This is a genomic window from Micrococcus sp. 140720015-1 (assembly GCF_053627595.1).
Genome location: NZ_JBSEYC010000002.1, coordinates 409971 through 428566, shown reverse-complemented (window position 1 = coordinate 428566; position 18596 = coordinate 409971). Strand labels below are relative to the sequence as shown.

Below are 18596 nucleotides of genomic sequence, written 5' to 3'. Positions count from 1 at the left end.
CGAGGAGGCCCCGTCATGCCCCTGCGCATGTCCACCCTGTTCCTGCGCACCCTGCGCGACGACCCGGCGGAGGCCGAGGTGGCGAGCCACCGGCTCCTCGTCCGCGCCGGCTACATCCGTCGCGCGGCCCCGGGCATCTACTCGTGGCTGCCGCTGGGCCTGAAGGTGCTGGCCAAGGTGGAGCGGATCGTGCGCGAGGAGATGGACGCGATCGGCGCCCAGGAGGTGCACTTCCCGGCGCTGCTGCCGCGGGAGCCCTACGAGGCCACGGGCCGCTGGGACGAGTACGGCGACGGGCTGTTCCGCCTGCAGGACCGCCGGGGCAACGACTACCTCCTGGCCCCCACGCACGAGGAGATGTTCACGCTCCTGGTGAAGGACCTGTACTCCTCGTACAAGGACCTGCCCGCGTACCTGTACCAGATCCAGACCAAGTACCGGGACGAGGCCCGCCCGCGCGCCGGCCTGCTGCGCGGGCGCGAGTTCATCATGAAGGACTCCTACTCCTTCACGGTGGACGACGCCGGCCTGGACGCCGCGTACGAGGCCCATCGGGCCGCCTACCTGCGGATCTTCGACCGTCTCGGCCTCGAGGTCGTGCCGGTGCGGGCCACCTCCGGTGCGATGGGCGGCTCCCGCTCCGAGGAGTTCCTGCACCCCACCGAGGTGGGCGAGGACACCTTCGTCGAGTCCGACGGCGGCTACCGCGCCAACGTCGAGGCCGTCACCACGGTTGCCCCCGCCCCGCTGGACGAGGCGGCCATGGCGGCCCTGCCCGCCGCCGAGGTCAAGGACACCCCGGTCTCCACCACCATCGCCGCACTCGTGGACGTCGCCAACCAGCTGGCCCCGCGCGACGGCGAGCCGTGGACCGCCGCGGACACGCTCAAGTGCGTCGTGGTCACCGCGGTGGTGGACGGCGGTGAGCGTCGCCCGTTCGTCGTGGGCGTGCCCGGCGACCGTGAGGTGGACCTCAAGCGTCTCGAGGCCTCCGTGGGCCCGGCGCTCGGCGTGGTCGGCGAGCCCACGCTCGAGGCCGCGACCGCCGCGGACCTGGCCGCGCACCCCGCCCTGGTCAAGGGCTACATCGGCCCCGCGGCGGCCGACGCGGTCGAGGGCACCCCGGTCCTCGGCGCGGAGGACTCCGTCTCGGGCCTGCCCTTCTTCGTGGACCCCCGCATCGCCCCCGGCACCGCGTGGATCACCGGCGCGAACGCGGACCAGCGCCACGTGTTCGGCCTCGTGGCCGGCCGCGACTTCACGTGGGACGGCGTGCTCGAGGCCACCGCGGTGCGCGAGGGCGACGAGGCCCCCGACGGCTCCGGCCCGCTGCACACCCGCCGCGGCATGGAGATGGGCCACATCTTCCAGCTCGGCCGCAAGTACGCCGAGGCCCTCGACCTGAAGGTCCTCGACGTCCACGGCAAGCAGGTCGTGGTGACCATGGGCTCCTACGGCATCGGCATCACGCGCGCCGTCGCCGCGATCGCCGAGCGCTACCACGACGACAAGGGCCTGGCGTGGCCGCGCGCGGTGGCCCCGGCGGACGTGCACGTCGTCGTCGCCACGAAGGGCGAGGACGGCCTCGCCGCCGCCGAGACGCTCGCCGCGGGCCTCGAGGCCGAGGGCCTGACCGTGCTCGTGGACGACCGTCCGAAGGTCAGCCCCGGCGTGAAGTTCAAGGACGCGGAGCTCATCGGCGTGCCCACCGCCGTGGTGATCGGCCGCGGCCTGGCCGACGGCGAGCTCGAGCTCAAGGACCGTGCCACCGGCGAGGCGCGCCCCGTGCCCGTGGACGGGGCCGTCGCGGCCGTGCTCGCGGAGGTGCGCGACGGGCGCTGAGTGGTTCGGCGCCGTCGAGCTGACCGCCGGACTGTTCGTCCTCGTGCTCGCCGCGGGCTTCGCGGCGGGCTGGATCGACGCCGTCGTGGGCGGGGGCGGGCTCCTGCAGCTGCCGGCCCTGCTGCTCGTGCCCGGGCTGAGCCCGATCCAGGCCCTGGCCACCAACAAGCTCGGCTCGGTGTTCGGCACGGCGACGTCGGCGCTCACCTACCGGCGCCGCCTGCGGCAGGACCTGTCCACCGCACTGCCGATGGCCGCCGTCGCCTTCGCGGCGGCCCTGGGCGGGGCCGTGGTGGCCGCGCATCTGCCGGCCGGCGTGATCCGGCCCGTGATCCTGGCGGCGTTGATCGCCGTCGCCGTGTTCACGGCCGTGCGCCCGGGCCTCGGGCAGGTCGCCGGCGTGGGGCCGCGGCGGCGCACCGCGCTGGCCCGGGCCGTGGCGCTCGGCGCGGCGGTGGGCTTCTACGACGGCGTCCTCGGCCCCGGCACGGGCACGTTCCTCATCCTGGGGCTGGTCCTGCTGCTCAAGTTCGACTTCCTGCACGCCTCGGCGCAGGCGAAGGTGGTCAACCTCGCGACCAACCTCGGCGCGCTCGCGTACTTCGTGCCCTCGGGGCACGCGGTGCTGGGCCTGGGGCTGCTGCTCGGCGCGGCCAACCTCGTGGGCGGCTACGTGGGGGCCCGCATGGCGATCGCCCGCGGCACCGGCTTCATCCGCGTGGTGTACCTCATGGTGGTGACCGCGCTCATCGTCAAGGTCGGCGCGGACACCCTCGCCCCGCTGCTGCGCTGACCTCGCCCCGTCCGACCCGGTCGGGAGCACTCGGCCCCGCCGTGGGCCGCCGGTAGGCTCGGCCCCGGATCCCGACCCCGGCCCCCGCCCGCGTGGCGCGGCGGCCCCGACCCGACGAGTGAGGCACCCCATGGACAGCACCGACCGCCGCGACGACCTCGCCGAGCTGCGCACCCGCGTCGAGGAGGCCCTGGCGGCCGACGACGTGGTGGTGGAGCAGGTGCGCGTCACGGGCACCGCCGAGCACCGCACCGTCGAGGTGGTCCTCGACCGCGCCTCGGGCACCCGGGGTCTGAGCCTGGACGACATCGCCCGCCTCTCCGGCCGGGTCTCCGCCGCCCTCGACGCCCTGGGCGACCACGTGCCCGGCGTCGGCGCCGGGGAGTACCTGCTCGAGGTCACCACCGCGGGCGTGGACCGCCCGCTCACCGAGCCCCGCCACTTCGCCCGCAACGTCGGCCGTCTCGTCGAGGTCTCGGTCGACGGCGCCGCGCCCGTGACCGCGCGCCTGAAGGACGTGACGGAGGACGACGTCGAGCTGGCCGTGGTGCGCCCGCCCGCGAAGAAGGGCATGAAGGCCAAGGAGCTGCCCGCCGAGCGGGTCGCCCTCGACCGCCTCGGTCCGGCGATCGTGCAGGTAGAGTGGAGCCCCGCTCAGCAGGCCGGCGACGCCGACGCCGCCGCGGGCGAGGACACGGCCGAGCACACGGAGGCATGAGTTGGACATCGACATGAGCGCGCTGCGCATGCTGGAGGCGGAGCGGGAGATCCCGATGGACCGCCTCATCCCCACCATCGAGCAGGCCCTGCTCATGGCGTACCACCGCACCCCGGGGGCTCTGAAGCGCGCCCGCGTGGAGATCGACCGCGCGACCGGCCACGTCACCGTGTGGGCCACGGAGCTGGACGAGGACGACACGCCCATCGGCGAGTTCGACGACACCCCGAACGGCTTCGGCCGGGTGGCCGCCTCCACGGCGCGCCAGGTGATGATCCAGCGCATGCGCGAGGAGGACGACGACAAGGTCCTCGGCGAGTTCAAGGACAAGGAGGGCGAGCTCGTCTCCGGCGTCATCCAGCAGGGCCTGAACCGCCAGATGGTCCAGGTGAACCTCGGCACCCTCGAGGCCGTCCTCCCGCCGCCCGAGCAGGTGCCCGGCGAGGACTACGCGCACGGCCGCCGGATCCGCGCGTACGTGGTCTCCGCGACGCGCGGCGCCAAGGGCCCGTCCGTCACGGTGTCCCGCTCGCACCCCGGCCTCGTGCGCAAGCTCTTCGAGCTCGAGGTCCCGGAGATCGCGGACGGCTCGGTCGAGATCACGGCGCTGGCCCGCGAGGCCGGCCACCGCACCAAGATGGCCGTGCGCGCCACCCGCCCCGGGGTGAACGCCAAGGGCGCCTCCATCGGCGAGATGGGCAGCCGCGTGCGCGCCGTCATGACGGAGCTCAACGACGAGAAGATCGACATCGTCGACCACGTGGACGACCCCGCCGCGATGATCGCCAACGCCCTCTCGCCCGCCACGACCGTCTCGGTGGAGATCCTCGACGCGGACCAGCACTCGGCCCGCGCCGTGGTGCCGCAGTACCAGCTGTCCCTGGCCATCGGCAAGGAGGGCCAGAACGCCCGCCTCGCGGCCAAGCTCACGGGCTGGCGGATCGACATCGTCGGCGACGGGGTCACCACCTCCGCCCCGGGACGCTGACCGTCCCCGGGAACAGATCCGGGCCCGGACGCGCTAGGATGGATGAGGTCCTTTCTCGATCCGACGCCCGTGAGGGGTGAACGCATGACGTCTCGAACGGTCGTGCGCACCTGCATCGGATGCCGATCGAGGGCGGACCAGCAAGAGCTGGTGCGCGTCGCCCTGGACTCCTCGACGGAACCCCCATCCGTCGTCTGGGACCCGGGACGACGCCGTCCCGGCCGGGGTGCATGGCTGCACCCCGGCGAGGACTGCCTCCACCTCGCCCTGCGCCGCCGCGCGTTCGGGCGGGCCTTCCGGTCCGCCGTCGACGCCGACGCGCTGGTCCGCACCGCGGAGGCACCGGCTGACAGACCGACAGATGAAGGCGGGTCAGAGATCTGATGCGTACCCGATGAGCACTGAAGCATGAGTGCCCAGCGATGAACTTCACCCCCTGCTATCAGGCAGGCCGTGGTGCGCGTGCCCTGGTGGCGCGCGCGACGGCCTGGAGCAACGTCAACGGTCCCAGGACGCGCTGAGACGGACAGCCCGAGCGGCTCCGTTCCGGCCCGTGGGGCCAGAACAGGAGAACCGTGGCCAAGGTCCGCGTCCATGAGCTCGCCAAGGAGCTCGGCATCACCTCGAAGGAGGCCTTGAGCACGCTCAAGGACCTCGGCGAGTTCGTCAGCTCGGCTTCGTCCACCATCGAGCCCCCGGTGGTCAAGAAGCTGCGCAACGCCTACCCGGGCGCCGGCAAGTCCGCCGCCAAGCCCGGTTCCACGCCCGCCGCCCCGGCCGCGGGCCGTCCCGCCGCGCCGAAGCCGGCGGCCGCCCCGTCGCCGCGCGCCGCGGCCCCCACGTCGAACTCCGGAGCCCCGGTGCCCGGCCCCGCCGCGGGCCGCACCGCCGCGCCCAAGCCGGGCGCCGCCCCGACCCCCGGCCCCGCCGCACCGACGCCGGCCGCCCAGGCCCCGGCCGCCCCGGCCCCCGCGCCGAAGGCTCCGCAGCCGTCGGCCACGCCGGGGTCGGCTGCGCCCAAGCCGGGTGCGTCCGCGCCCAAGCCGTCCGCGGCCAAGCCGGGCGCCCCGCGCCCCGGCAACAACCCGTTCAGCCCCAAGGGCGGCCCCGCCGGGCCCCGTCCGGGCGCCCGCCCGGGCGGCCGTGGCGGCGCTCCGCGTCCGGGCAACAACCCGTTTGCCCCCTCGCAGGGCATGCGCTCCGGTCGTGAGGACCGTGCGCCGCGTCCGGGCGGCCCCCGTCCGCCGGCCGGCGCCGGCGGGCCCCGTCCGGGCGGTCCGCGTCCGGCCGCGGGTGCCGGCGGCCCCCGCCCCGGCGCGCCCCGTCCGAACCCGGGCATGATGCCCAAGCAGATCACCCCGGCCCCGCAGCCGGCCCGCGGCCGTGGCCGTCCGGGCGGCGGCCCCGGCGGCGGTCCGGGTCGTCCCGGCGGCCCGGGTGGCCGTGGCGGTCGCGGCAACGCCCAGGGCGCCTTCGGGCGCGGCGGCGGCCCGCGCAAGGGACGCAAGTCGAAGCGCGCGAAGCGCCAGGAGTTCGAGCAGCAGCACACGCGTGAGATCGGCGGCGTCAAGGTCCCCAAGGGCGACGGCACCACCGTCCTGCGTCTGCGCCGCGGCGCGTCCCTGGCCGACTTCGCCGAGAAGATCCGCGCCGACGTCGCCGACCTGGTGAAGGTGCTCTTCACCCTCGGCGAGATGGCCTCGGCCAACCAGTCCCTCGACGAGGACACCTTCCAGCTGCTCGGCGACGAGCTGGGCTACAAGGTCCAGATCGTGTCCCCGGAGGACGAGGACAAGGAGCTGCTGGAGGCGTTCGACATCGACCTCGAGGCCGAGGAGGCCAACGAGGACGAGGCCGACCTCGAGCCGCGCCCCGCGGTCGTCACGGTCATGGGCCACGTCGACCACGGCAAGACCCGACTGCTCGACGCCATCCGCTCCTCGAACGTCATCGAGGGCGAGGCCGGCGGCATCACCCAGCACATCGGCGCCTACCAGGTGCCCGTGCAGCACGAGGGCGAGCAGCGTCGCCTCACCTTCATCGACACCCCGGGTCACGAGGCGTTCACCGCCATGCGTGCCCGCGGTGCGAAGGTCACCGACATCGCCGTGCTGGTGGTGGCGGCCGACGACGGCGTCATGCCGCAGACCGTCGAGGCGCTCAACCACGCCCAGTCGGCCGGCGTGCCGATCGTGGTGGCGGTCAACAAGATCGACAAGGACACCGCCGCCCCGGACAAGATCCGCGGTCAGCTCACCGAGTACGGCCTCGTGCCCGAGGAGTACGGCGGCGACACGATGTTCGTGGACGTCTCCGCGCGCAACAACATCAACATCGACCAGCTGCTCGAGGCGGTCCTGCTCACCGCAGACGCCGCCCTCGAGCTCACGGCGAACCCGGACAAGGCCGCCCGCGGCGTGGCCATCGAGGCCAACCTCGACAAGGGCCGCGGCGCCGTCGTCACCGTGCTGGTGCAGACCGGCACGCTGCGCGTGGGCGACACCATGGTGGTGGGCTCCGCCCACGGCCGTGTGCGCGCCATGTTCGACGAGAACGGCAACGCCGTGGAGGCGGCCGATCCGTCGCGTCCCGTCCAGGTGCTCGGCCTGTCCGCGGTGCCGCGGGCCGGCGACTCGTTCCTCGTCACCGACGACGAGCGCACCGCCCGCCAGATCGCGGAGAAGCGCGAGGCCGCGGACCGCAACGCCCAGCTGGCCAAGCGCCGCAAGCGCATCACCCTGGAGGACTTCGACCAGGCCGTGGCCGAGGGCAAGCTGGACACGCTCAACCTCATCATCAAGGGCGACGCGTCCGGTGCCGTCGAGGCGCTCGAGGACTCGCTGCTCAAGATCGAGGTCGGCGAGGACGAGGTGCAGCTGCGCGTCATCCACCGCGGCGTCGGCGCCATCACGCAGAACGACGTGAACCTGGCGACCGTGGACAACGCCATCATCATCGGCTTCAACGTGCGCCCCGCCGAGCGGGTCGCCGACCTGGCCGACCGCGAGGGCGTGGACATGCGCTTCTACAGCGTGATCTACGACGCGATCGACGACATCGAGAACGCGCTCAAGGGCATGCTGAAGCCGGAGTACGAGGAGGTCGAGCTCGGCTCGGCCGAGGTCCGCGAGGTGTTCCGCTCCTCCAAGTGGGGCAACATCGCCGGTTCGCTCGTGCGCTCGGGCCTCATCCGCCGCAACGCCCAGGCCCGCCTGGTGCGCGACGGCGTGGTGGTCTCCGAGCACCTCAAGATCGAGTCGCTGCGCCGTTTCAAGGACGACGCCACGGAGGTCCGTGAGGGCTACGAGTGCGGCATCGGCCTGGGCAGCTTCAACGACATCAAGGAGGGCGACGTGATCGAGACCTTCGAGATGCAGGAGAAGCCGCGCGTCTGACGGCCGGGGCGGGGGCCCGCACGGGCCCCCGCCCTCCGCGTCCCACCCTCTGAACCATCACCACCGGAAGGAACCGCACCATGGCCGATCCGGCACGCGCCGGCCGCCTGGCCCAGCGCATCAAGGTCCTCGTGGCCGAGGCGCTGCGCCGCGGCGTCAAGGACGACCGCGTGGAGCCCGTCACCGTGACGGAGGTCCGCGTGACCAACGACCTGCAGCACGCCACCGTCTACTACACCGTCCTGGGCGACGAGGCCACGGTGGCCGCCGCCCACGAGGGCATCCAGGACAACCGCGGGATCCTGCGCCGCGAGGTGGGCCGCGGGCTCACCATCCGTCTGGTGCCCACGCTCGAGTTCGTGGCGGACACCGTCCCCGAGGCGGCCGCACACCTGGAGGACGTCCTCCGCGCGGCCAAGGAGCGGGACGCCGAGCTGGCGAAGGCGCGCGAGGGCGCGTCGTACGCCGGTGACGCGGACCCGTACCGCACCGCGGAGCCGGACGCCGACGCCGACGACGCCCCGCGCGCCTGAGGCCCGCGGCACGGTGAGCGCACGCAGCACCGGGGGACAGGCCCCCGACGCGCCGGGAACGGAGGCGTCGGGGGTCGTCCTCGTGGACAAGCCGCAGGGGTGGACCTCGCACGACGTCGTCGGGCGGGTCCGCCGGCTGGCGGGCACCCGCAAGGTGGGCCATGCCGGCACCTTGGACCCCATGGCCACGGGCCTGCTCGTGGTCGGCGTCAACAAGGCCACGCGCCTGCTGACCGCCATCACGGGCACGGACAAGACGTACACGGCCACGATCCGGCTCGGGCAGTCGACCGTCACGGACGATGCCGAGGGCGAGGTCGTGCAGACCCGGCTGGCCAACGCCGTCACGCCGGAGCGCGTCGCCGAGCAGGTCGCCGCCCTGACGGGCGAGATCCTGCAGGCGCCCTCGGCCGTCTCCGCCGTCAAGGTGGCGGGCCGGCGCGCCTACGACCGCGTCCGTGCGGGAGAGGACGTCACCCTCGACGCCCGGCCCGTCACCGTGCACGAGTTCACGGTGCACGAGCTGCGCCGGCTCGACGGCGGCCGGCTGGTCGACCTCGACGTCACCGTGCGCTGCTCCTCCGGGACCTACATCCGGGCGCTCGCCCGCGACCTGGGCGAGGCCCTCGAGACCGGCGGGCACCTCACGGCGCTGCGCCGCACCGCCGTCGGCCCGTTCGACGTGGCCGACGCCCTCACGCTCGAGGCCCTCGCCGAGCGCTTCGCGATGACCGAGCTCTCCGAGGCCGCCGCCGGGCTCTTCCCGGTGCGCGAGCTGACGGAGCACGAGGCCCACGAGCTCGCCTTCGGGCGGGTCGTGGCGCCCACCGGCACGGGTGAGACGCTCGTCGCCGGGCGCGCGCCGGACGGCCGCGTCATCGCCCTCGTCTCCGACGTGCGCCGCCGCGGCGCCGACGTCGCCAAGCCCCAGCTCGTGTTCGCCCCGGCCGAGGGGCCGGGACAGGGAAGGACCGCATGATCCTCGACGCCTGGTTCTGGACGGGACTGGTGATCGGCGCCGTCTCGTTCGTGGTCTGCGTGGTGATGACGGCGATCCGCCGCCACCCCGCGGACGCCTCGATCCTCTCGGTGGCCGCCGTCGAGCTGTTCACGCTCGTCTACGCGGCGGCCGCTGCCGTCCGCCAGCTCGGCGGGGACACCCTGAACGGCCCCGGCTGGGAGTTCTGGGGCTACATCCTCACCGCCCTGATCGTGCCGGTGATCGCCGTGGGCTGGGCCGTCACGGACAAGACCCGGTGGTCCAACCTCGTGCTGGCCGTGGTCGGGCCCACGATCGCCGTGATGCTGCACCGCATGCAGGTCATCTGGTTCGGGCAGTGGTGAGGAGGATGGACATGGCACCCAGCGACGGCGCCCCCGCGCGCAACCAGGGTCTCGGCCGGATCATCGTCATGGTCTACGCGGTGTTCGCCCTCTCGGCGAGCGCGCGCAGCCTCTTCCAGATCCTCACGCAGTTCGACGCCGCCCCCGTGGCGTACACGCTCTCCGCGGTCGCGGCGGTCGTGTACATCGTGGCGACGTTCGCGCTCGCCCGCTCCGGCGCGCGCGCCTGGGCCGTGGCGCTCGGGGCCGTGCTCGTGGAGCTGGCCGGCGTGGTCGGCGTGGGCCTGTGGACCGTCCTGGATCCGGGGATGTTCGCCCACGACACCGTGTGGTCCCGGTTCGGCGCGGGCTACGGCTATGTGCCGCTCGTGCTGCCGGTGGTCGGCCTGATCTGGCTGCTGACGCACCGCCCCGCCCGCCCGGCCGAGGCGGGGGCGCTCTGATGCGGGTCTGGAACAGCCTGGACGAGGTCCCCACGGACCTGCCGCGCACCGTGGTCACCCTGGGCAACTTCGACGGCGTGCACCGCGGCCACCGGGAGGTGCTGCGCCGGGTCGTCGAGCTGGCGCGGGCCCGCGACGCCCTGGCCGTGGCCGTGACCTTCACCCCGCACCCGCGCGCCGTGCACCATCCCGAGGTGCCCCACGTGGACATCATCAGCCCCGAGCAGCGGGTCGTCCTCCTGGACGAGGCGGGTCTGGACGCGGTGCTCCTGCAGCGCTACACCCTCGAGTTCGCGGACCAGTCCCCGGAGGAGTTCGTCCGCGGCATGCTCGTGCACGGGCTGCACGCCGCCGTCGTGGTCGTGGGGCACGACGTGCGCTTCGGCCGGGGCAACACCGGCGACGTCGCGGAGATGGTGCGCCTGGGGGCCCGCTACGACTTCGACGTCGAGGCCGTCGAGGAGTTCCCCGCCGAGCACGGGGCCGAGCCGGAGCGCCGCTGCTCCTCGACGTGGGTGCGCGAGGCCCTGGCCGCGGGCGACGTCGCCCAGGCCGCGGCCGTGCTCGGCCGGCACCACGTGCTCGCCGGCGAGGTGGTGCACGGGTTCGCGCGCGGCCGCGAGCTCGGCTTCCCCACGGCGAACCTCGAGACGGATGTGCAGGGCATGATCCCGGCCGACGGCGTCTACGCCGGCTGGGTGCACGACGCGCACGGCGGCGTGTGGCCGGCCGCGATCTCCATCGGCTCGAACCCCACGTTCGAGGACGTTTCCCGCGTGGTGGAGGCCCACGTGATCGACCGCCACGACGAGCGTGTGGAGGACTTCGACCTGTACGGCCAGCACATCGACGTCGAGTTCGTGGCCCGGCTGCGCGGGATGGTCGCCTACGAGGGCGTCGAGAAGCTCGTGGCGCAGATCACGCAGGACGTGGACGAGGCCCGGGCGATCCTGGCCACGACCCCCTCCGACCGGTGAGCGCCCCGGAGCCGGGCGCTCCCACCGTCGTGCCGAACTTGCCGGGGCGCCCGGCCCGGGCCCGTCGGGCCGGGCCCAACCCCTTCGAGACCGGCGGTGAGCACTACGACGCCGTCCGCCCCTCCTACCCGGCCGCCGCGGTGGACCGCGTCCTGGCGGGCACCGCCGACGGCGCGGACGTGGTGGAGCTCGGGGCCGGGACGGGACTGTTCACCCGGCTGCTCGCGGCCCGCCCGGCGGACCGGGTGCGGACGGTGACGGCCCTCGAGCCGTCGGCGTCGATGCGCGCCGTCCTGGAACGCGAGGTCGCGGCCGGCACGGGCGGGCGGGTGCGCGCCGTGCCGGGCACGGGCGAGGCCACGGGCCTGCCGGCGGCGAGCGCCGACGTCGTGGTGGCGGCCCAGGCATGGCACTGGATGGACCCGGCCGCGGCGAGCGCGGAGGCCGCACGGGTGCTGCGCCCGGGCGGGCGCCTGGCCGCGGTGTGGAACCAGCTCGACACGGCGGTGCCGTGGGTGCACCGTCTCACCCGGATCATGCACGCCGGGGACGTGCACGCTGCCCGGCCGGAGCAGCGCCGGTTCGCCGCCCCGTTCGGGGCGGAGGAGCACGCACGCTGGGCGTGGACGCAGCCGATGACCGCGACGGGGCTGCACGGGCTCATGGCCTCGCGCTCGTACTGGCTGCGCGCGGACGAGCGGATCCGGTCCCGGATGACGGCCAACCTCGACTGGTACCTGCACGAGCACCTGGGCCATGCGGCGGACGCGGTCCTGCAGGTGCCCTACGTGACGGTGGCCTGGTGGGCGGCGCCGGTCAGGGGCGGGCGCCCACGGTGACCGGGACCGTCCGGGCGATCCCGGCCCGCCGCGCCTGCCACAGCAGCAGCGCCGTGGCCACCGCGACCACCGCCACCGAGAGCAGCGTGGCCGCCGGGGAGCCGGCGGTCTCCGCGCCCACGTAGCTGTCCTCGACGGTGCCCACGAGCGTGCCGACGGCGATGATCACCACGTTGTTGACCACGTGGAGGGCGACGGCGGCCTCGAGCCCGCCCGTGCGCCACGTGAGCAGGACGGCGGCGACGGCGAACGCGGCGAGGTCCAGCAGGATCCACGGGTCGAGCGAGCCGTGGGCGAGGGAGAAGGTCGCCGCCGAGAGCACCGCGGTGACCGCGACGGCCACGACCGGCCGGCGGACCCACGTGCCGACGGCCAGCAGCAGCCACCCGCGGAACAGGTACTCCTCGCCCGCGGCCTGGAACGGGGTGAGCACGAACGCCATGACGAGCAGCCAGACCCAGTCCTGCGCGCGCGGGGCCGTGGGGGCGCCGTCGAGGGCCCACGCGCCCAGCACGTAGGCGAGGAACAGCGGCGTCAGCGCGACGACGCAGCGCGCCAGCCAGCGCCAGCGCACGCTGCCCTCGACCGAGTGGACGAAGCGGGCGGCGACGGGGTGGCCCAGCGCCACGGCCAGCAGCGCGACCCCGATCAGCGCGGCGAGCAGGAGGTTGTTCAGCAGCACCATGGGCGCGGAGTACAGGTCGAGGTCGGTCACGTCCGTCGGGTCGGCCGCGCCGAGCAGCGCGGGCCCGGACGTGGCGATCAGGGCGAGAGCGCCCAGCACGCCCCCGAGCACGAGGAGGCCCACCAGGCCGGCCAGCACGAGGCCGAGGGACGCGAGTGGGTTCCACCATCGGGCCCGCGGCGTGCGCAGCAGCGCGGGGTAGCCGTGGCCGATCAGCGGCAGATCCAGGGGCGGCGCGGGCGGCCGGACGGGGAACGACGGCGGGGCCGGGGGGTGGGGGACCGGTGGGGTGCTCACCGGGCCAGGGTAGGCGATGCGGTAGACTCGACCCTCGGCCTCCCTGCAGTCCGCGGTGGGGTGGGCCCCGCGTCGTCCGCCCCGGCGGGGCGCGGCCCGTGTTCGCGGTACCGAAGTGAAGGAGGCCCACCATGGCCCTGGATCCCGCTGTCAAGCAGCAGATCATCAAGGAGTACGCCACCCACGAGGGCGACACCGGTTCCCCCGAGGTGCAGATCGCGGTCCTGTCCCGCCGCATCAAGGACCTGACCGAGCACCTCAAGGAGCACAAGCACGACCACCACACCCGTCGCGGCCTGATGGCCTTGGTGGGTCGCCGTCGTCGCATGCTGGGCTACCTGCAGAAGGTCGACATCGAGCGCTACCGCGCGCTGATCGAGCGCCTCGGCCTGCGCAAGTGACCTGAGGAGGCGGCGCCGGAGCCCGCGGGAGACCCGCGAGCGCCGGCGCCGCCTTTCGTCTGCCCCCGGACGCACGTAGTGTGTCCCGGGGGAGACCGCCGCAGCCTGCGGCACTCCGGCGCGCCACGGCGCGCATCCCCGCATCATCGAAACACCCGACGGCTCCGCGCCCATCGCTCGCGGTCCTCGACAGTGGCTCCCGGACCCCGCCGCACGGCGGGATGCCGAGGGCCTCGATCGAAGACCAGGGGGACAGGGACGCCTGCGGCGCCGTCCACCTGAAAGGAGGCCCTCATGGAGGGTCCTGAGATCACCTTCGCCGAGGCCGTCATCGACAACGGCTCGTACGGCAAGCGCACCGTCCGCTTCGAGACCGGGCGCCTCGCCCAGCAGGCCGCCGGCGCCGCCATGGTCTACATCGACGAGGAGACGTCGATGCTGTCCGCCACCACCGTGGGCAAGTCCCCCCGCGAGGGCTTCGACTTCTTCCCGCTGACCGTGGACGTCGAGGAGCGCATGTACGCCGCGGGCCGCATCCCCGGCTCGTTCTTCCGCCGCGAGGGCCGCCCGTCCACGGACGCGATCCTCACCTGCCGCCTGATCGACCGCCCGCTTCGCCCGGCGTTCGTCAAGGGCATCCGCAACGAGGTCCAGGTCGTCGTGACCGTCACCTCGATCGCCCCGGACGAGATCTACGACACGGTGGCCATCAACGCCGCCTCCCTGTCCACGCAGCTGTCCGGCCTGCCGTTCTCCGGCCCCATCGGCGGCGTGCGCATGGCCCTCATGGACGACGGCTCCGGCCAGCGCCAGTGGGTCGCGTTCCCGAAGCACTCCCAGCTCGAGGGCGCCGTGTTCAACATGGCCGTGGCCGGCCGTGTGGTGGGCGACGACGTCGCCATCATGATGGTCGAGGCCGAGGCGACCCCGGACTCCTGGACCCTGGTCAAGGAGCGCGGCGCGCAGGCGCCCACCGAGGAGGTCGTGGCCGAGGGCCTCGAGGCCGCCAAGCCCTTCATCCGCGCCCTGTGCGAGGCTCAGGCCGACCTGGTCAAGCGCGCCGGCAAGGACCCGGTGGACGTCCCCGTGTTCCAGGACTACCAGGACGACGCCTACGCCGCCGTCGAGAAGCTCGCCACGGACCGCCTGACCGAGATCTTCTCCATCGGCGACAAGCAGGAGCGCGAGTCGGCCTCGGACGCCTACCTGCTCGAGGTGCTCGAGGAGCTCGCCGGCGAGGGCAAGGACTACGCCGAGCGCAAGGGCGAGATCGCCAAGGCCTACGGCTCCCTCACCAAGCAGATCGTGCGTCGCCGCATCCTCACCGACCAGGTGCGCATCGACGGCCGCGGCCTGACGGACATCCGCAAGCTGACCGCGGAGGTGGAGGTCCTGCCCCGCGTGCACGGCTCCGCCATCTTCGAGCGCGGCGAGACCCAGATCATGGGCGTCACCACGCTGAACATGCTCAAGATGGAGCAGCAGATCGACTCGCTGGCGCCGGAGACGGCCAAGCGGTACATGCACCACTACAACTTCCCGCCGTACTCCACCGGCGAGACCGGCCGCGTGGGCTCCCCGAAGCGCCGCGAGATCGGCCACGGCGCCCTCGCCGAGCGCGCCCTGGTGCCCGTGCTGCCGGCCCGCGAGGAGTTCCCCTACGCGATCCGCCAGGTCTCCGAGGCCCTCGGCTCCAACGGCTCGACGTCGATGGGCTCCGTCTGCGCCTCCACCCTGTCCCTGCTGAACGCGGGCGTGCCGCTGCGCGCGCCCGTGGCCGGCATCGCCATGGGCCTGGTCTCCGCCGAGGTGGACGGCCAGACCCAGTACGCGGCCCTGACCGACATCCTCGGCGCCGAGGACGCGTTCGGCGACATGGACTTCAAGGTGGCCGGCACCGCCGAGTTCGTCACCGCGATCCAGCTGGACACCAAGCTGGACGGCATCCCGGCCTCCGTGCTGGCCGCCGCCCTGACGCAGGCCCGCGAGGCGCGCCTGCACATCCTGTCCGTGCTGAACGCCGCCATCGACGCCCCGGACGAGATGGCCCCCACCGCCCCGCGGATCATCTCCGTGCGCATCCCGGTGGACAAGATCGGCGCGGTCATCGGCCCCAAGGGCGCCATGATCAACCAGATCCAGGACGACACGGGCGCGGACATCACCATCGAGGACGACGGCACCGTGCTGATCGGCGCCACCGACGGCGCCTCGGCCGAGGCCGCGCGCTCCGCGGTGAACGCGATCGCCAACCCGCAGGTCCCCGAGATCGGCGAGCGCTACCTCGGCACGGTCGTGAAGCTGACCACGTTCGGCGCGTTCGTCTCGCTCACCCCGGGCAAGGACGGCCTGCTGCACATCTCCGAGCTGCGCAAGCTCAACGAGGGCAAGCGCGTGGACGACGTCGAGGACGTGCTCGGCGTGGGCCAGAAGGTCCAGGTCGAGATCACCAAGATCGACGACCGCGGCAAGCTCTCCCTCTCCCCGGTGGTGGCGGAGTCCGACGCCGTGGCCGAGACCGCGGACGCGATCGAGTCCTCGCAGACCGAGGCCTGATCCGCCCCGGCCGGGCATGCCCGGCCCGGTGACCACGACGGCGCCGCACCCTCCCCGCGAGTGGTGCGGCGCCGTCGTCGCGCATGGGCGAGAATGGCCGTCATGAGTGTTCACCGTGAGATCCCCCTGGACTTCGACGGCGTGCTGGCGGACGAGGGCAACGGTTCCGTGGTGCGCCGCTCCGTGCTGCCCGGCGGCGTCCGCGTGCTCACCGAGGCCATGCCGGACCAGCGCTCGGTGACCATCGGCTACTGGGTGGCCGTCGGGTCCCGCGACGAGTCGCCCGAGGGCTACGGCGCCACGCACTTCCTCGAGCACCTGCTCTTCAAGGGCACTCCCACGCGCACCGCGATGGACATCGCGGCCGCCTTCGACCGCGTGGGCGGGGAGTCCAACGCCGGCACGGCCAAGGAGTCCACCGTCTACCACGCCCGCGTGCTGGACGAGGACCTGCCGATGGCCGTGGAGGTCCTCACGGACATGCTCACCTCCTCCCTGATCGACCCGGACGAGCTCGAGACCGAGCGCGGCGTGATCCTCGAGGAGCTCGCCATGGACGCGGACGACCCCGTGGACGTGGCCCACGAGAAGCTCGCCGAGGTCATGCTGGACGGCCACCCCCTCGGCCGGCCGATCGGCGGCACGCCCGAGACGATCCGGGCCGTCACCCGCGGCCATGTGGTCGGGCACTACACGCACTGGTACCGCCCGGACGAGCTCGTCGTCACCGCCGCCGGCCACCTCGACCACGACGAGGTCTGCCGCCTCGTCCTCGCCGCCCTGCGCGCCTCGGGCTGGGAGCTCACCCCGGGGGCCCTGCCCGCCCCACGTCGTGCCGTGGACACCGCCGGGGCCGCGGCCTCGCGGGTGCGGACCGGCACGCACACCGTCACCAAGGCGGTCGAGCAGGCCAACGTCCTCGTCGGCGGCCGCTCGCTGTCCACCACGGACCCGGACCGCTTCGCCCTGGGCGTCATGCAGTCCGTCCTGGGCGGGGGCATGTCCTCGCGGCTGTTCCAGGAGATCCGCGAGCGCCGAGGCCTGGCCTACAACACCTACTCGTTCTCCGCCGGGTACTCCGACGCCGGCTACTGGGGCCTGTACGCGGGCTGCCAGCCGGACCGGGTGGAGGAGGTGGCCGCGCTGATGGAGGCCGAGCTGGACCGGATGGCCGAGGCCGACGTCACCGAGGAGGAGCTCGCGCGCGCCCACGGGCAGATCTGCGGCGGCACCGTGCTGGGCATGGAGTCCACGGGCGCCCGCATGTCCCGGCTGGGACGGGCCGAGCTGGTCACGGGGGAGTACGTGGACCTGGCGGCCTCCCTCGCCCGGGTCCGGGAGGTCGACGCCGGCCAGGTCCGGGCCGTGGCCGCGCGCCTGGCCGCGGGGGACCGGGCGCGCGTCGTCGTCGCCCCGGCCTGACCTCGGCCACGGCCGCCGGGGCGGGCCGCGTAGGCTGGAGGCCATGACCGAGACCCGCACCCCCTCCGCCGTGTCCGCTCCCGACGACGTCCCGCGCGTCGCGATCCTGGGCGCCCGTGGCCGCATGGGCCGCCACGCGGTGCCCGCGGTGCGAGCGGCCGAGGGGTTGGAGCTCGTGGCCGAGCTCGGCTCACAGGACCGCCTGGACGCGGTGCTCGACGCCGGCGCCACCCACGTCCTGGACCTCACGGTCCCGGACGCCTCGCCCGAGAACGTGGCCTTCGCCGTGGAGCACGGGCTGCACACCGTGGTCGGCACGTCGGGCTGGGTGCCCGAGCGCCGCGAGCGCCTCGAGGCGCAGCTGGCTGAGCACCCGGGGGTGGGCGTGCTGATCGCCCCGAACTTCTCGGTCGGCTCGGTGCTGGCCTCGGCGTTCGCCGCGCAGGCGGCGCGGTACTTCGAGTCCGTCGAGCTCGTCGAGCTGCACCACCCGGACAAGGTGGACGCCCCGTCGGGCACGGCCGTGCGGACCGCCGAGCTCATCGGCGCGGCCCGGGATGCGGCCGGCGTGCCCGTCTCCCCGGACGCCACCGAGCACGACCCGGACGGCGCGCGCGGCGCCGTCGTCCACGGCGTGCACGTGCACGCGGTGCGCCTGCGCGGCCTGGAGGCGCACCAGGAGGTGCTGCTGGGCGGGCCGGGCGAGCAGCTCGTGGTCCGGCACGACGCGTTCGACCGCGGCGCCTACATGCCGGGCGTCGTCCTCGGCCTGCGGACCGTGGCCTCCCGCCCGGGACTGACCTACGGACTGGACGGATACCTGGACCTTGGCTGAGCCCTCCCGCACCCCCGACGACGGCGCCGTGGGCCCGACCGACCACGCCGCCCGCGCCCGCCGCTCGACCCTGATGAGCAAGGTGTGGGTCGGCTTCGTGTGCCTGCTCGTGCTGCTGTTCGCCGGGTTCGCCCTCAACGCGTCCGTCGCGCTGGTGCGCGCCCCGCAGCCGCTGGCCAAGGCGATCGGCGCGGGCGTCATCCTCGTGGTGCTGGTGACCGTGGCCGTCCTGGCCCGCGAGGTGTGGTTCGGCCGCCAGACCGAACGCCTGGCCGACCAGCTCGAGGCCGAGGGCGGGTTGCCGGAGGACGACCTGCCGCGCTCGCCCGGCGGCCGGATCGACCGGGAGGCCGCCGATGCCCAGTTCGAGCTGTACCGCGTGGAGGCCGAGGCCGCACCGCGCGACTGGCGGGCCCGCTACCGCCTCGCCCTGGCCTACGACGCCTCGGGCGACCGCCGCCGCGCCCGCGAGGCGGCCCGGGAGGCCGTCCGCCTGCACCGCGCCGGCTGACGCGGCCCACGCGTCCC

The 18596-nt window shown here is 74.1% G+C and carries 18 protein-coding genes; 17 read left to right on the top strand and 1 reads right to left on the bottom strand.

The window, feature by feature from the left end:
• Nucleotides 1-15 precede the first annotated feature (15 nt).
• The 12 genes from ACUXPL_RS05255 (at nucleotide 16) to ACUXPL_RS05200 (ending at nucleotide 11872) form a co-directional block, all read left to right on the top strand.
• Nucleotides 16-1842 carry a proline--tRNA ligase gene (locus ACUXPL_RS05255; protein ID WP_454182363.1) on the top strand — a complete coding sequence of 609 codons (1827 nt, stop codon included), beginning with the start codon at nucleotides 16-18 and terminating at the stop codon, nucleotides 1840-1842.
• Between the two features lie 43 nt (nucleotides 1843-1885).
• Nucleotides 1886-2635 carry a sulfite exporter TauE/SafE family protein gene (locus ACUXPL_RS05250; RefSeq protein ID WP_454182361.1) on the top strand — a complete coding sequence of 250 codons (750 nt, stop codon included), beginning with the start codon at nucleotides 1886-1888 and terminating at the stop codon, nucleotides 2633-2635.
• A gap of 130 nt (nucleotides 2636-2765) precedes the next feature.
• On the top strand, nucleotides 2766-3353 hold the full coding sequence (locus ACUXPL_RS05245) for a ribosome assembly cofactor RimP (RefSeq protein ID WP_454182359.1): 588 nt from the start codon (nucleotides 2766-2768) through the stop codon (nucleotides 3351-3353).
• A 1-nt stretch (nucleotide 3354) separates the two neighbouring features.
• Nucleotides 3355-4341, top strand: coding sequence for a transcription termination factor NusA (nusA, locus tag ACUXPL_RS05240; protein WP_180537166.1), 987 nt, complete (start codon nucleotides 3355-3357; stop codon nucleotides 4339-4341).
• 42 nt (nucleotides 4342-4383) lie between these two features.
• Nucleotides 4384-4725 (top strand): YlxR family protein, encoded by a 342-nt coding sequence (locus ACUXPL_RS05235; RefSeq protein WP_180537167.1) that lies wholly within the window; start codon nucleotides 4384-4386, stop codon nucleotides 4723-4725.
• Nucleotides 4726-4916: 191 nt separating this feature from the next.
• Nucleotides 4917-7736: a translation initiation factor IF-2 gene (gene infB / locus ACUXPL_RS05230; protein WP_454182357.1), complete on the top strand. Its 2820-nt coding sequence runs from the start codon at nucleotides 4917-4919 to the stop codon at nucleotides 7734-7736.
• 80 nt (nucleotides 7737-7816) lie between these two features.
• Entirely contained in the window at nucleotides 7817-8269 is a 453-nt protein-coding gene (gene rbfA / locus ACUXPL_RS05225; RefSeq protein WP_036314977.1) for a 30S ribosome-binding factor RbfA, read from the top strand.
• A gap of 13 nt (nucleotides 8270-8282) precedes the next feature.
• Nucleotides 8283-9248, top strand: coding sequence for a tRNA pseudouridine(55) synthase TruB (truB, locus tag ACUXPL_RS05220; RefSeq protein ID WP_180537169.1), 966 nt, complete (start codon nucleotides 8283-8285; stop codon nucleotides 9246-9248).
• Complete coding sequence (locus ACUXPL_RS05215; protein WP_002855305.1) at nucleotides 9245-9613, top strand: hypothetical protein; 369 nt, start codon at nucleotides 9245-9247, stop codon at nucleotides 9611-9613. Before truB ends, ACUXPL_RS05215 begins: the two co-directional genes overlap by 4 nt.
• Nucleotides 9614-9624: 11 nt before the next feature.
• Nucleotides 9625-10056, top strand: a complete 432-nt coding sequence (locus ACUXPL_RS05210) for a hypothetical protein (protein WP_036314984.1) — start codon at nucleotides 9625-9627, stop codon at nucleotides 10054-10056.
• Nucleotides 10056-11033, top strand: coding sequence for a bifunctional riboflavin kinase/FAD synthetase (locus ACUXPL_RS05205; RefSeq protein ID WP_454182355.1), 978 nt, complete (start codon nucleotides 10056-10058; stop codon nucleotides 11031-11033). Before ACUXPL_RS05210 ends, ACUXPL_RS05205 begins: the two co-directional genes overlap by 1 nt.
• On the top strand, nucleotides 11030-11872 hold the full coding sequence (locus ACUXPL_RS05200; RefSeq protein ID WP_454182353.1) for a class I SAM-dependent methyltransferase: 843 nt from the start codon (nucleotides 11030-11032) through the stop codon (nucleotides 11870-11872). Before ACUXPL_RS05205 ends, ACUXPL_RS05200 begins: the two co-directional genes overlap by 4 nt.
• Here ACUXPL_RS05200 and ACUXPL_RS05195 read toward each other — a convergent pair.
• Complete coding sequence (locus tag ACUXPL_RS05195) at nucleotides 11850-12854, bottom strand: CPBP family glutamic-type intramembrane protease (RefSeq protein ID WP_454182351.1); 1005 nt, start codon at nucleotides 12852-12854, stop codon at nucleotides 11850-11852. The two genes, ACUXPL_RS05200 and ACUXPL_RS05195, sit on opposite strands and share 23 nt — an antisense overlap.
• A 131-nt stretch (nucleotides 12855-12985) precedes the next feature.
• Between ACUXPL_RS05195 and rpsO the strand changes: the two genes are divergently transcribed.
• The 5 genes from rpsO to ACUXPL_RS05170 all read left to right on the top strand — a co-directional run bounded on the left by rpsO (nucleotide 12986) and on the right by ACUXPL_RS05170 (nucleotide 18579).
• A complete protein-coding gene (gene rpsO / locus ACUXPL_RS05190; protein ID WP_017488396.1) occupies nucleotides 12986-13255 on the top strand; it encodes a 30S ribosomal protein S15 in 270 nt (89 codons plus the stop codon).
• A 294-nt stretch (nucleotides 13256-13549) separates the two neighbouring features.
• Nucleotides 13550-15811, top strand: a complete 2262-nt coding sequence (locus ACUXPL_RS05185) for a polyribonucleotide nucleotidyltransferase (protein WP_454182349.1) — start codon at nucleotides 13550-13552, stop codon at nucleotides 15809-15811.
• Between the two features lie 93 nt (nucleotides 15812-15904).
• Nucleotides 15905-17233 carry a M16 family metallopeptidase gene (locus tag ACUXPL_RS05180; protein WP_420826598.1) on the top strand — a complete coding sequence of 443 codons (1329 nt, stop codon included), beginning with the start codon at nucleotides 15905-15907 and terminating at the stop codon, nucleotides 17231-17233.
• A 43-nt stretch (nucleotides 17234-17276) separates the two neighbouring features.
• Complete coding sequence (gene dapB / locus ACUXPL_RS05175; protein ID WP_002855289.1) at nucleotides 17277-18068, top strand: 4-hydroxy-tetrahydrodipicolinate reductase; 792 nt, start codon at nucleotides 17277-17279, stop codon at nucleotides 18066-18068.
• Nucleotides 18061-18579 carry a hypothetical protein gene (locus tag ACUXPL_RS05170; RefSeq protein ID WP_454182347.1) on the top strand — a complete coding sequence of 173 codons (519 nt, stop codon included), beginning with the start codon at nucleotides 18061-18063 and terminating at the stop codon, nucleotides 18577-18579. The genes dapB and ACUXPL_RS05170 overlap by 8 nt, the downstream gene beginning before the upstream one ends.
• Nucleotides 18580-18596: the final 17 nt, after the last annotated feature.

Excerpts from the sequence above, each read along its gene's own strand:
- rpsO (WP_017488396.1), top strand. The coding sequence starts at position 12,986 with ATGGCCCTGGATCCCGCTGTCAAGCAGCAGATCATCAAGGAGTACGCC.
- ACUXPL_RS05255 (WP_454182363.1), top strand. The coding sequence starts at position 16 with ATGCCCCTGCGCATGTCCACCCTGTTCCTGCGCACCCTGCGCGACGAC.
- ACUXPL_RS05180 (WP_420826598.1), top strand. The coding sequence starts at position 15,905 with ATGGCCGTCATGAGTGTTCACCGTGAGATCCCCCTGGACTTCGACGGC.
- ACUXPL_RS05215 (WP_002855305.1), top strand. The coding sequence starts at position 9,245 with ATGATCCTCGACGCCTGGTTCTGGACGGGACTGGTGATCGGCGCCGTC.
- ACUXPL_RS05245 (WP_454182359.1), top strand. The coding sequence starts at position 2,766 with ATGGACAGCACCGACCGCCGCGACGACCTCGCCGAGCTGCGCACCCGC.
- ACUXPL_RS05205 (WP_454182355.1), top strand. The coding sequence starts at position 10,056 with ATGCGGGTCTGGAACAGCCTGGACGAGGTCCCCACGGACCTGCCGCGC.
- rbfA (WP_036314977.1), top strand. The coding sequence starts at position 7,817 with ATGGCCGATCCGGCACGCGCCGGCCGCCTGGCCCAGCGCATCAAGGTC.
- ACUXPL_RS05210 (WP_036314984.1), top strand. The coding sequence starts at position 9,625 with ATGGCACCCAGCGACGGCGCCCCCGCGCGCAACCAGGGTCTCGGCCGG.
- ACUXPL_RS05235 (WP_180537167.1), top strand. The coding sequence starts at position 4,384 with ATGAGGTCCTTTCTCGATCCGACGCCCGTGAGGGGTGAACGCATGACG.
- ACUXPL_RS05185 (WP_454182349.1), top strand. The coding sequence starts at position 13,550 with ATGGAGGGTCCTGAGATCACCTTCGCCGAGGCCGTCATCGACAACGGC.
- dapB (WP_002855289.1), top strand. The coding sequence starts at position 17,277 with ATGACCGAGACCCGCACCCCCTCCGCCGTGTCCGCTCCCGACGACGTC.